The 12,984-nt window shown below is 35.8% G+C and carries 10 protein-coding genes; 6 read left to right on the top strand and 4 right to left on the bottom strand.

From position 1 onward, the window contains the following. Positions 1-14: 14 nt before the first annotated feature. A complete protein-coding gene (locus tag BN853_RS08965; protein ID WP_157869942.1) occupies positions 15-191 on the bottom strand; it encodes a hypothetical protein in 177 nt (58 codons plus the stop codon). Between the two features lie 72 nt (positions 192-263). Between BN853_RS08965 and dinB the strand changes: the two genes are divergently transcribed. The 3 genes from dinB to BN853_RS05660 all read left to right on the top strand — a co-directional run bounded on the left by dinB (position 264) and on the right by BN853_RS05660 (position 5,946). Next, entirely contained in the window at positions 264-1,376 is a 1,113-nt protein-coding gene (gene dinB / locus BN853_RS05670; RefSeq protein WP_030004998.1) for a DNA polymerase IV, read from the top strand. Between the two features lie 136 nt (positions 1,377-1,512). Continuing rightward, a complete protein-coding gene (locus BN853_RS05665) occupies positions 1,513-3,705 on the top strand; it encodes an ABC transporter ATP-binding protein/permease (protein ID WP_030004997.1) in 2,193 nt (730 codons plus the stop codon). Between the two features lie 9 nt (positions 3,706-3,714). After that, entirely contained in the window at positions 3,715-5,946 is a 2,232-nt protein-coding gene (locus BN853_RS05660; protein ID WP_030004996.1) for an ABC transporter ATP-binding protein/permease, read from the top strand. 59 nt (positions 5,947-6,005) lie between these two features. On the opposite strand, the gene ispH is transcribed toward BN853_RS05660, so the two are convergent. Further along, positions 6,006-6,944 carry a 4-hydroxy-3-methylbut-2-enyl diphosphate reductase gene (ispH, locus tag BN853_RS05655; RefSeq protein WP_030004995.1) on the bottom strand — a complete coding sequence of 313 codons (939 nt, stop codon included), beginning with the start codon at positions 6,942-6,944 and terminating at the stop codon, positions 6,006-6,008. Positions 6,945-7,061: 117 nt separating this feature from the next. Here ispH and BN853_RS05650 point away from each other — a divergent pair, with 117 nt between their 5' ends. From BN853_RS05650 to BN853_RS05640, 3 genes are read left to right on the top strand one after another with little or no spacing between them, the layout of a single operon-like run. Next, the gene (locus BN853_RS05650; RefSeq protein WP_030004994.1) at positions 7,062-8,306 is read left to right on the top strand and encodes a DEAD/DEAH box helicase; all 1,245 of its coding nucleotides are present in this window, start codon (positions 7,062-7,064) and stop codon (positions 8,304-8,306) included. After that, the gene (locus BN853_RS05645; protein ID WP_030004993.1) at positions 8,306-9,193 is read left to right on the top strand and encodes a deoxyribonuclease IV; all 888 of its coding nucleotides are present in this window, start codon (positions 8,306-8,308) and stop codon (positions 9,191-9,193) included. The genes BN853_RS05650 and BN853_RS05645 overlap by 1 nt, the downstream gene beginning before the upstream one ends. Positions 9,194-9,242: 49 nt before the next feature. After that, positions 9,243-10,115: a DegV family protein gene (locus tag BN853_RS05640; protein WP_030004992.1), complete on the top strand. Its 873-nt coding sequence runs from the start codon at positions 9,243-9,245 to the stop codon at positions 10,113-10,115. Between the two features lie 46 nt (positions 10,116-10,161). Here BN853_RS05640 and BN853_RS05635 read toward each other — a convergent pair whose 3' ends face one another. Both BN853_RS05635 and BN853_RS05630 read right to left on the bottom strand, forming a co-directional pair. Next, the gene (locus BN853_RS05635) at positions 10,162-11,394 is read right to left on the bottom strand and encodes a glucose-1-phosphate adenylyltransferase (protein ID WP_030004991.1); all 1,233 of its coding nucleotides are present in this window, start codon (positions 11,392-11,394) and stop codon (positions 10,162-10,164) included. Between the two features lie 12 nt (positions 11,395-11,406). Then, entirely contained in the window at positions 11,407-12,825 is a 1,419-nt protein-coding gene (locus tag BN853_RS05630) for a glycogen synthase (protein WP_030004990.1), read from the bottom strand. Positions 12,826-12,984: the final 159 nt, after the last annotated feature.

Below are 12,984 nucleotides of genomic sequence, written 5' to 3'. Positions count from 1 at the left end.
GCTTTTGCCTTTCTTTATTTTTTGGTTGCGATTGCGATTATTAGTGCAACAACCGGTAAAACGATCATTGCAGCCACAAGTACATAAACAACGATTCTACCCCAAAGTGTTTTGGAAGGATCTTTAATTACTGGTACTTGATAAGCTTGTGATTGAACATTTTTAGACTTTTTGTCTTTTGTTTGTGCCATGGTATCACCTCAAATGTATTTTTTTACAACTGTTATTATAATATAATTATTGATAAAAAGAAAGGGAGAACGATGAAATTGCCTGTAAATATTATTTTTCACATAGATTTGAATGCTTTTTTCGCTTCTGTTGAGGCAATTGAGTCCCCTTTTCTTAAAAATAAAGTTTTCGCTGTTGGTGGTGGCTTATCATTTAATCGTGGGGGAATGTTAACAACCGCTTCATATAAAGCACGAAAATACGGCATACGAAGCGGGATGTCAGTCGCAGAAGCGATGAATCTTTATCCTAAACTCATTGTGGTACCCAATCGTAGGGATAAGTACATAAAGTATTCAAAGTTATTCATTGAACATTTAAGAACTTATACCGATGTGGTTTATCAAGCGAGTATTGATGAAGCATATTTGGATGTAACCGAACAATCGAAACACATCCACCCGTTAAAACTTGCTAAAGACATCCAAGACACGCTATTGAAAAAATACCAATTGCCTTGTTCCATTGGCATTGCACCAACACTCTTTTTAGCCAAAATGGCGTCAGATATGAAAAAACCAATGGGAATTACTGTGATTAGAAGAAGAGATGTTAAAGAAAAGCTATTTCCACTAGAAATTGATGATATGTATGGTATCGGTAAAAAGACAGCGCCGCGTCTACACCGTATTGGCATCAAGACGATTGGTGACTTTGCAGATCCAATGAATAAAGAAAAAATACTTGAAATCATGAGTCAAGCATCTTATGAAAGCCACATCGATGAAATTACAGGGTATTCAAATCAAACGGTTGATCCAGACAAATACGCCATACCAAAAAGCGTTTCAAATGAAACGACACTACCTTACGACGTTGATAACATAGATACCTTAAGAGAGTGGTTAAATAACCTTTTAAAAGAGAATTACGAGCGTTTAATCAAAGAAGGGTTGATGACTAGAACCGTAGGCATACGCTTAAGACATTCTGACTTTAGAACCATGTCAAAAGCGAAGACATTAGTCGACTATACAGATCAGATTGAGATTCTTTCTCAAGAAATCAATGATCTCTTTGATTTTTTTTATAACGACCAACCCATCCGTTTGATAGGTGTATCGTTTAATAACGTCATTCAAAAAAGTGACTATAAACAAGACATTAATTTGTTTAACTATCATGAACACCTTGAAAATACGTAGTTTAAGACGTATTTAAGGTGTTTTTTTTCATAGTTTAAAATGAAATTTATAAAGTTTAGAATTTTACAATTTATAGATATAAAACAAGAGCTAGACATGTTATAATGAAATCAAGTTGAAAAAAGGATGGGGTAATATGATTCGATTAGAAGGTATTTCAAAATACTATACCACGGACGCAAATGTAGTTATGGGTCTAAGAAAAGTGAACTTAGAGCTCAAGATTGGTGAGTTTGTTGCAATCACTGGGGAATCAGGCAGTGGGAAATCAACGCTATTAAACGTTATTTCTGGCCTTGATAAATACGACGATGGGGAAATGTATGTTTTAGGTGAAGAAACGTCTTATTACTCAACCGATGAATTAGAACAGTACCGAAAACTATACATCGGTTTTGTGTTTCAAAACTATAACATCATTGATTCTTATACAGTATTAGAAAACGTTATGATTGCCTTAGCCCTGCAAGGCTATCCAAAAGAAAAAAGAAAATCAAGAGCACTTGAGTTGATTGATAAAGTTGGGCTTAGTTCACACGTTAATCACCGGTCCTCTAAATTATCAGGCGGACAAAAGCAACGTGCGGTTATCGCAAGAGCACTTGCTAAAGATTGTCCAATCATTGTTGCTGACGAACCCACAGGGAATCTAGATCAACAATCTGGCGAAATGATTATGGCGTTATTAAAAGAAATTGCGAAAGAAAAACTGGTGGTTGTTGTGACACACAACTACGAGCAAGTTGCGCCTTATGCCACAAGAAAGATTCGCATGTACGATGGTGAAATCGTTGAAGACAAAGAGCTAAAGTCAGTTGAGATAAAAGAAGAACGTGCACCGATTGCACATTATCAGATGAATATCATTGATTTACTGAGATTTTCGTTGAAAAATATGTATCGTATACCAAAAAAATCCATGATCTTGTTACTATTTACGATGGTCTCGATTTTATCGGTGTTTTTAGTCTATTCTAACTATCAACGATCAAATAGTGAAAACACGTATTATGGTTACAATAGTGTCTTTACGAACTTGCATCCAGGAAGATTAGTTGTTAAAAAACGAGACGAAACACCCTTTACACTTAGTGAGATAAATCGTTTTGAATCGATGAACCGAGTCCTTAGTGTCTCAAATTATGACTTGGTTAACGATTTATCAATTTCATTGTTTAATGAAGACTATGGTAGACAAATCAACCCAAGAAGCTTAGTTTACTTTGATGATGCTTGGCTCGTTAGAGGACGGTTACCACAAAATGAAAATGAGGTTCTTTTAAGAGATTGGGACGGTAGTGGTCTCGGTATTGATTTTGAACTTTATTTGGATGGAAAAAACACATCGGTTGATGGCTATAAATTAACGGTGGTTGGTTACTACAGGGATGATTTGTATCTATATGGTGGTTCCGGGGAAATTGGATTTTTCCATGAGGACTTCTTTAATGGACCGAAAGATGATTTAAGTCAAATGCCGAGAATTATGACACTTTTTATGATGACCAATCAAATCACAGTTCACCAAGAAAATAACGCAAAAGACAATGTGATATTTAAATCCTATTATTATTTAAACAGTCAAGTACCATTTAATGAGATAAGAATGCAAATTGATTTAGCTCAATACATAGCAAGTCAACTAGGTTTAGACGTATTTTCACCTTTTGAGAGCTTAACTGGGTTGAGTGTCACTTCAATCTTGCCATACGAAGATGGCACGATTAACAATGTGACGTTTAAAGAAACAACTTTGTCAAGTTCTAGTTTCGAATTAATCGAAATGAGTCTTGATACCGCACAGGCTCTGTTTTATCAAGCACCTTATCAAATCACGTTAAACACAGAAGATAAATTTGATGCAACATTGGTGTTAGACTCAATATCAAGTGATTACTATGTTGTCTATCCAGCAGGTGCTTCAGAGTCAAGTTTTGCTAACGTCTTAACCATTGGGTTGTTGTTCATCATGTTGATTGTTTTAGGCTTTGTCTATATTGCATTAAACCTTGTACAAAAAAATGTCATCAACTCAAGGAAAAAAGACTTCATCATTTTTAGATCGATTGGTGCAAGCAGAAGAGATTTAGTCAGTATTTTATACATCGAACAAGTCTTTTATGTGCTATTCGGGTTTATATTCTCTTATGTTGCTGGCTTCTTAATTCAATTGCAATTTAAAAATGTCGTTATATTTAAATACATAATCCCACAAATGCATTTTTGGTTTATTGTAATCTTTGTGGGTATCGGGCTAATGATGGCAAGAAAATTCTCTGTTAAACTCTTTGGTAAGAGCGTCATTACAACGCTTAAATCGGAAAACTAGGTGATGGACATGATAAAAACAGGCAAATTAAATAAGTATTTTAATAAAAATCGAAAAAATGAGATTCACGTCATCAATGATATCGAAGTCAGCTTACCAGATAAGGGTTTAGTCGTTTTATTAGGACCTTCAGGTTCTGGGAAGACCACACTTTTAAACGTCTTAGGTGGTCTAGATAAAGTTAAAGGCGAGATTATGTTTAACGACATAAAAATCGATAAATACAAAGTCTCTAAGTGGGATGAAATCAGAAATCAGCACATCGGCTATATCTTTCAAAACTACTTGCTACTTGAACAATTATCCGTTTATGAGAATATCAGATTGACACTAAACATGGTAGGCATTACCGATAAAGATGAAATTGATAAGCGTATCACCTACCTATTAGAAGCCGTTGGACTCAAAAACTACAAAAAACGTAAAGCAGGGATGCTTTCTGGTGGGCAACAACAACGTGTGGCTATCGCAAGAGCCCTTGCGAAAAACCCGCAGGTCATTATTGCGGATGAACCAACCGGAAACCTCGATTCGAAAAACACGATTGAGGTCATGAACATCATCAAAAAAATCGCAGAGACCAAACTGGTCTTATTAGTCACACACGAAAGAGAATTAGCAACGGCCTATGCGACGAGGATCATTGAACTTCAAGATGGTAAAATTGTTGACGATAGTGCCTCATCCGGCTTAGGTAATCTTTACCGCGTCAGACAAGACACCGACATCTATCTAAAAGACTTACACAGACATGAATTAAATGATGGGTTATTAAACGTCGACTTGTACAGTGATCAAGAAGACATTCAGGCATTAAATCTAAAGTTAGTGTTAAACAATGGCACACTCTACATCGACTTTGGAAATCAAAAGTTCAAAAAAATACAATTGTTCGATCAAAATAATGAGGTCAAACTCATTGATGCCCATTACGAAGACGAACAAGAAGCACAAGAGGTACATTCGTTTGATTACGAATCCATTATTGATGAAACCAAGAAAAAGAAGAACCAACCAGTCATTTCACTAAAACACAGTTTTCGTTTGGCGTTTTCAAAAATCATCAACCAAACCAAACGTAAGCGTCTCTTGTTTATTGGCTTTTTAATTAGTGGGCTGATATTATCGTTTATCTCCGCTTCACTTTATGCGGCATTTGATGCGGCTGAAGAAAATTACATGTCTAGGCCGGTCAATATGGTGCTTGTCACAGTAAAAGACGGTTACCGTGCAACTTATAGCCAAATTGATGGGGCAACGGGTCTTACCTATATGGTCCCAAGACCTGAGCAACATCAAATTCAAATATCCGTTCCCTATTTCGATCAGTTTAATTTGAACTATGGTAAAGATGATCGAATTTATTTATACCCACACTTTGATTTAGAAAACGTTGGCACATCGATTATTTATGGTAGAAATATTGAAAATACCAATGAAGTGTTACTCGATGTGTCCTTACTAAAACAAATAAATCACGAGTACTCTTCATCGATATACAAGATGTTAGGCATCAATTCGATGAAAGAGATTACCGGTAGAACGATGATATTTTATGGTAAAGAGTTCACAATTGTCGGATTTACTGAAAGACAATATGGCACATTCACTATGGACCAACTGACCTATTATCAAACCAAGTACTGGACGGTTTTTGAAGAACAACCGAAATACGACACGGTCGAAGGATACATCAATGAAGAGTTTGGTAATTCAAGGGAGTTCTTCGTCCATTCAACCGATGTAAAACAGACAATAGCGTACTTAAAATTAAACACGTCGTTTGAAGGTATTGAAGACCTGACAACCATTGAAAGAGATAATTTTATGGATGAAAGGCAAACGCTTTTTATCTCCTTATCCATCTTTAGTTTGATTATTCTCTCCGTAACGTGGGTGAGCTTATTCTTTGTGATGCGTACGTCGGTCTTAGACCGCATGGGTGAATTATCTGTGTTTAGAGCCTTAGGGGTCAGAAAAAAAGACTTATATAAGACCTATTTGATTGAAGTCTTGGTCATTACTGGGGTAACTTCAATGATTGGATTTTTCCTAGGTATCTATTACATCACAAACTTCAATCCAATTTTGATTGAACAAGGGATTGTTAGGGTCACCTTCCTTAGTACGATTTTTACGATACTCATCGTTTTAGCAACGAATATTCTATTCGGACTATTACCAATTATCATGATTTTAAGAAAAACACCATCGCAACTAATGAGTAGTTACGACGCGTAATTTTTGAAACATAAAAAGACAACCAACCCACAATTAAAAGGGTTGGTTGTCTTGTTTTTTTAGCTCAATATATCAAGATAAGTTAGCTTCGATGATGTATTCCATGTGTCTGGATTGGTTTTATCGAACTGTTTTAGAAAGTTGATCACTTCTTGAGTTACTTTTGTTGGGGTAGAAGCACCAGCGGTCACCGATATTTTTTTAATGTCTTTTAACCAATCAATATCAATGTCTTCAACCGATTCAATTCGAATTGATTTAATGTTTCTACTGTGTTGTGAGACAAACGCGAGTTTGTTTGAATTTGATGATAATTGGTCACCAACAACAATTAACAAATCACTGTCTTCTTGATCTATTACAGCTTTTTGTCTAAGTGTGGTTGCATCACAAATATCATCATCAAAAAGAAGGTTTGGGTACTTAACCAATAAGACATTTAAAACTTCATTGATGTCGTATCTCGAAAGGGTCGTTTGATTCGTTACAAACAACGGTTTATTTGGGTCTTTCATCACGAAGTTTAGCGCATCGAGTTTGGTCTCTAAAAAAGTGATTTCATTTGAAATACCAAGAACGCCTTCGGGTTCAGGGTGATTTTTGTGTCCAATGTAGGTAACTTCATAACCTTCACCTAGCTTTTCTTTGACGGCGACGTGGACTTTATCAACGTCTTTACAAGTCGCATTTAAGTAGGTGAGATTCTTATGTTTTGCCTTATCAATGACTTGTTCAGAGACGCCATGAGCGGTAAATATGACCGTGCCTTCATTAATTTCATCTAGTAGTTCAAGTCTGGTTTTATTACTATCTTCTAAGCTAATAACCCCGTAATGCTTAAACGCCTCCGTTATTTTTTTATTATGGACAATTAACCCTAAAATATAGATGGGTCTTGGGTAAGTATCATCCTTTATGACTTTTTTTACAATTTGTAGGGCACGCACGACGCCGTGACAATAACCCCTTGGTCTTAAATCTTTAACCTCTAAGCTCATAGTTAAAACACTCCAATCGATTAATTCTTCAAATTAGATTATACCTTATCAAAAAAATAAATCCTAATGATTAGGAAATTTTTGCACAATCAGTTATAATAAGTGTGGTGATTTTATATGTTTAATAAAGAAATAGAGTTAAAGATTCAAGCCTTAGGTTTTAAAGAATATACAGAAATACAAATCGCAATCTTTGATGCGTTTGACAAATACAACCGGATCATTGGTCTAGCACCAACCGGCACTGGCAAAACCCACGCGTATTTACTTCCAATGGTTAATCAAATCAACAAAGAACTAAAAGAAGTACAAGGTGTGATTTGTGTACCGACAAACGATTTAGTCATTCAAGTCGAAAAGATGGTCAAGGATTTAGAACTTGATATCGACGTCAAGGCGTACTATCAAGGTAAAGACCGAAACAAAGATTTAGAGTCATTAAGAAAAAGACAACCACAATTAGTGATTGCCACACCAGGTAAGCTTCAAGATTACGCCATTAAAGAAAATGCGCTTAAAATCTACACGACAAAAGCCATTATCCTAGATGAGGCTGATATGATGTTTGATCTAGACTTCATCACGACCTTAGATCCAGTATTTCAAGCCATCCCATCAAGTAAAATCTTGATGTTTTCTGCCACACTCCCAGAAGGTCTAAATTCATGGGTGAGAAAATATTTCGGTAATGCGTTCATCATTGATTTGAAAGACCCGTCAAAACTTCAAATTGAACATGCGTTGATTCAGACACAACACGAAACAAGAAACACGGTTTTAAAAGAGTTAGTTAAATCAATTAATCCTTACCTATGTTTGGTCTTTGTTTCAAGAAATGATGACATCGAAGCGGTATTTAACGTCTTACAAGACGAAGGCTTAAAAGTAACGATGATCTCCTCAAAAGTGCCTTTAAGACAACGAAAGAGTTTAATTGAAGAGATTAAAGCACTTAAATATCAATACGTCGTCTCAAGTGATATTGCCGCAAGAGGCATCGATATTGATGGCATCAGCCACATCATTAACTACGACTTGCCATTTGAACTGGATTTTTATATCCACCGAAGTGGTAGAACCGGTCGTATGGGAAAAACAGGTGTTGTTTATTCTTTAGTAACAAAAGAAAACAGCCGAAAAATTGACACGTTAAAGAAAAAGAACATTACGTTTACGAAATACAACATCCGAAATAACGAGTTGATTAAAACCGAACGTAAAATAAAAAACGGGATTTCTGAAGACGAATTAAAAGAAATTCGTAAGATCAAAAAACCAACCAAAGTAACACCAAATTATAAAAAGAAAAATAAAGAAAAAATCAAAAAAGCGAGAAACATCGTTAGATACGGAGGAAAATAATGTTAAAATTAGGTTCACACGTTAAAATGAGCGCACCAGACATGTACGAAGGTGCGGTAAAAGAAGCAATCAGTTATGGGGCAACGGCCTTTATGATCTATACGGGCGCACCTCAAAATACAATTAGAAAAAAAATTGAAGATTTAAAAATAGAAGAAGCAGAGAAACTCATGAAAGAAGCCAATCTTGATTTTAAAAATGTGGTGGTTCACGCACCATACATCATCAACTTGGCTAATCCAGATCCAGAAAAACGTGCGTTTGCTGTTGAGTTTTTAACCAAAGAAGTCATTCGTACGTCAAAAATGCACGTTGATCAAATTGTCTTACACCCAGGTTCAGCCGTTGGTAAAGATAGAACAGCAGCGTTAAATTGGATTTGTGAAGGCATTAATCAAGTAATTGAAAACACGAAGGATTTAAACGTCAGAATCGCACTTGAGACCATGGCGGGTAAAGGCAATGAAATGGGTAAGACATTTGAAGAAATTAGAGACATGATTGCCCAAATTAAGGACAAATCACGTGTATCGGTTTGTTTTGATACGTGTCATACCTCAGACGCAGGTTATTCAATTAAAGATGATTTTGAAGGTGTAATAGCGGAATTCGATCGAATTGTAGGCAAATCCTACATCAGTGTGTTTCACATCAATGATTCTAAAAACCCTCAAGGTGCAGCAAAAGATCGTCATGAAAACTTTGGGTTTGGCCAAATTGGTTTTGATAGTTTGCTAAAAGTCGTTTATAGTGAGGATTTTAAGAACATTCCTAAAATTTTAGAAACCCCTTATGTTGAAGAAAAAGCACCTTATTTATTTGAAATTCAAATGATCAAAAATCAAACGTTTAATCCGAACTTAATTGAAGAGATTAAAAACAGTTAGTAATAATCGATACTTTAATGTATAATGGTTAAAAAGGGAGGTTAATTATATGAACAAGTTTGTTATAGTTACAGATTCATCCACTGATTTACCAAATGATGTTGCTGTGTCATTAAACTTAGAAGTACTACCACTTAAATTTATTTTCGGAGAAGACGTTTTTCCGAACTATTTAGATAATAGAAGCATGGAGCCTAAAGCGTTTTACGATCGCATAAGACAAGGTGAACTTCCAACCACCTCACAGATTAATGTGAGTGATTATGAGGAAGCACTAAGTCCAATTTTAGAATCAGGTAAAGACGTTTTAATCTTAGCATTTTCAAGTGCACTTTCTGGGACTTATAATTCAGCACGTATTGCCAAAGAAGAGCTTGAAAAGAAATATCCGAAGCGTAAGATTGCCCTTGTAGATACCAAAGCGGCTTCACTAGGTGAAGGGTTAATCGTTTATTTAGCAGCTCAAGAAGCAAGTAAGGGCAAATCCTTAGAGGAAGTCTTTAAATACGTTGAGACTATTAAATTGAACGTTGCTCACTGGTTTACAGTCAATGATATTTCACACTTAAAACGTGGTGGTCGTATTAGTGGCGTTGCAGCGTTTGTCGCAAAAGCAATTAATATAAACCCAGTACTTCATGTGGATAACGAAGGCAGATTGATTTCAAGAATGAAAGTGGTAGGACGCAAAAAAGCGGTTATGTCACTGTTCCATAAAATGAAAGAAACCTACGATCCAAGCTTATCAAAAACCGTATTTATTTCTCATGGGGATGACCTTGAACAAGCACTACATTTAAAAGAAATGATTGAAAAAGAGTTAGACGCGACCGTAGAAATTGTTAATTTTGTCGGACCAGTCATTGGTGCACACAGTGGACCAGGGACGATTGCATTATTCTTTTTAGCTACGAGTAGATAACTAAATTAAAAACGCTTCGAGCATGGCTCAAAGCGTTATTTTTTTACTATTTGATGGTTGAACCACTTTCGACGATGTTTGTATCAAACTTAGCGTGTCTAAAAATACGACAATTACGTCTAATCGTAATGTTATCAGGTATGACGGCATGCTTCGCAATCACATTGATTCCAGAATTGAGTATACTTGGTTTTTCTTTATTAGGCGTGTAGTCATTTGACGCACCAATAATGGCGTTTTTTCCGACAACGACTTTTTTATCCAAAATGGATTTCTCAATATGTGCATTTTCTTTAATGGTAGCATTTGTAAAAACAACGCAGTTTTTAACTACAGCGCCTGGTCCAACATAAACCCCAGGACTTAAGACACTATTGATGACGGTGCCTTCAATCACACAACCATTAGATATAAGCGAGTTAACGATATTGGCGTTCTCTCCTACTTTTACAGGTGGCATTTCTTCACTTCTAGTGTAGATACGCCAGTCTTCTTCGTATAAATCGAGCTTAACTTTGGCTTTTGTATTTAATAAATCAATGCTTGTTTCAAGGTAAGAATCATAAGTACCTACGTCTTTCCAGTAGCCTTCAAACTCATAGGCATAGACATTGATATTGCTATCTTTAATTAATGTCGGGATGATGTGTTTTCCAAAATCAAGGTTTGGATCGGTAATGTTGTTTAACGCGGTATATAATGTCTCAGCATCAAAAACATAAATCCCCATTGAGGCTTGGTTGGATTTTGGATTTGTCGGTTTTTCCTCAAACCCAATGACTTTAAGATTCTCATCTGGTTCGATGATGCCAAATCGATTGGCTTCATTCATTGGGACCTTTTGAGTCGCAATGGTTAGGTTAGCCCCATTTTTAATGTGAGACTCAATCATCTTTTTATAATTCATTTTATAAATGTGATCGCCAGATAGAATAAGGACATATTTTGGGTTTCTTCGTTGTATAAATTCGATGTTTTTTAAGACCGCATCGGCGGTACCTAAATACCAATAGTTATGTGGTTGAAGCAGTGTGACTTGGGAATCTCTTCTATCCAAATCCCAAGGTTTTCCACTACCGATGTGTTCGTTTAATGATAGTGGGAGGTATTGAGTTAATATTGCTATGTCATAGATACCTGAGTTTGTACAATTTGATAATGAAAAGTCGATGATTCGAAACTTCCCAGCGAATGGAACCGCAGGTTTGCTACGTTTTTCTGATAAGATATCCAGCCTTGAGCCTTTGCCTCCAGCTAAGATGAGTGCTAATGTTTCCATGTGATTATCCTCCTATTTAATGATCTCTTGGTATAGCTCTAGATAAGCGATACCCATTTTATTGAGACTGAAATCTTCATTTAATGCGTGACGTTGTAAAATTCGCCATGACTTTTTGTCGTTATTGTGTAACGAAATCGCTGAAAGAAGTACGTCTCGAAGTTCGTGAGCGTTGTAGTTTGCAAAACTAAAGCCATTGCCTTCCTTGGTGTATTTATTATATGGAATGACGGTATCTTTTAGACCGCCGGTTTCTCTGACAACTGGTAATGTGGCATAGCGCATGGCAATCATTTGAGAAAGACCACAAGGTTCAAATTGACTTGGCATCACAAGAATATCCGAACTAGCGTAAACTTGATGGGCAAGACTATTATTAAATCCGATATAGGCGTAAAATTTAGAAGGGTATTTGTAGCTTAAATCTCTTAAGAAATTCTCATAAATTTCATCGCCGCTGCCAATAAAAATATAATTGGCGTTTGATTTGCATATGGTTTCTTCAAGTGTCGTCATGAATAAATCAACGCCTTTTTGTTTGGCGAGTCTACCAATATAACAAACGAGTGCAATGTCACTTGACTGATCAAGGCCTAAAGATTTAAGGAGTTCCAGTTTATTTTTTCTTTTTTGAGTAATAAAATTCTTTTGATTGAATGGGTAATCAATAAACGCATCGGTTTCTGGGTTGTAAATATCATAGTCAATCCCATTCAAGATGCCTCTAAAATTAGAAGCCCTCGAGTTGAGTGCACCGTCTAATGTAAAACCGTAGTACTGTGTTTTAATTTCGTTACTATAAGTTTGACTAACGGTGTTAATGTAATCGGCTCTCATGATGCCAGCTTTTAAGAAATTGATTCGATCAAAATGAATATAGGCGTACGAAAATGGCGTACCAATCATGGGATAGAAGTCTTTGTTGAATGACCCTTGATACTCCAAGTTATGAATACTTAACAAGGTTTTTAAATGCTCATAGCCTTTTTTGTGACGATATAACTCATCGAGCAAGTAAGGAATCAAGGCTGTTTGCCAATCGTTTAAATGAATTAAATCAACGCGATTCGTTAGTGTAACAAACTCTAAAATAGCATATGAGAAAAAGATAAAACGCTTTTCATCATCGTAATAGCCATAATAGCCTTTTCGTTTGAATAACAAATCGTTTTCAATAAAGACATAAGTAACGCCATCAACAATGGTTTGATAGTAGTTGGCCAAGTAGGTTTCGTTTTGAATGTAAACTTCTTTTTGACCTAAATGTGTGAAATCATCGATATTTTTGTAGATTGATTCGTACATCGGGGTTAATACAATGACTTGATGCCCTAATTTTACAATTTGTTTTGGAAGTGCACCCGCAACGTCCGCTAATCCACCCGTTTTTGAGAATGGAACGGCTTCACTTGCGCAAAAAAGTAGATTCATAGGTCGTTTTTAACCAAAATCAATGAGCGATGTTTGATTGATCAGGTTTCTCCTAAGTCGATTTTTTAAACATCTATCTTAATTATAATATAATGTAACGGTTTACACAAGTTAGAAAGCGATTCTAAAATCAGTCACAAATTCAAGAATTTAAATTGA

Source organism: Paracholeplasma brassicae, from assembly GCF_000967915.1.
GTDB lineage: Bacteria > Bacillota_I > Bacilli_A > Acholeplasmatales > UBA5453 > Paracholeplasma > Paracholeplasma brassicae.
The sequence above is the reverse complement of the archived record's forward strand: the minus strand, read 5'-3'. Positions and strand labels throughout refer to the sequence as shown.

Excerpts from the sequence above, each read along its gene's own strand:
- dinB (WP_030004998.1), top strand. The coding sequence starts at position 264 with ATGAAATTGCCTGTAAATATTATTTTTCACATAGATTTGAATGCTTTT.
- ispH (WP_030004995.1), bottom strand. The coding sequence starts at position 6,944 with ATGAGCTTAGAGGTTAAAGATTTAAGACCAAGGGGTTATTGTCACGGC.
- BN853_RS05640 (WP_030004992.1), top strand. The coding sequence starts at position 9,243 with ATGAACAAGTTTGTTATAGTTACAGATTCATCCACTGATTTACCAAAT.
- BN853_RS05635 (WP_030004991.1), bottom strand. The coding sequence starts at position 11,394 with ATGGAAACATTAGCACTCATCTTAGCTGGAGGCAAAGGCTCAAGGCTG.
- BN853_RS05660 (WP_030004996.1), top strand. The coding sequence starts at position 3,715 with ATGATAAAAACAGGCAAATTAAATAAGTATTTTAATAAAAATCGAAAA.
- BN853_RS05650 (WP_030004994.1), top strand. The coding sequence starts at position 7,062 with ATGTTTAATAAAGAAATAGAGTTAAAGATTCAAGCCTTAGGTTTTAAA.
- BN853_RS05630 (WP_030004990.1), bottom strand. The coding sequence starts at position 12,825 with ATGAATCTACTTTTTTGCGCAAGTGAAGCCGTTCCATTCTCAAAAACG.
- BN853_RS05665 (WP_030004997.1), top strand. The coding sequence starts at position 1,513 with ATGATTCGATTAGAAGGTATTTCAAAATACTATACCACGGACGCAAAT.
- BN853_RS05645 (WP_030004993.1), top strand. The coding sequence starts at position 8,306 with ATGTTAAAATTAGGTTCACACGTTAAAATGAGCGCACCAGACATGTAC.
- BN853_RS08965 (WP_157869942.1), bottom strand. The coding sequence starts at position 191 with ATGGCACAAACAAAAGACAAAAAGTCTAAAAATGTTCAATCACAAGCT.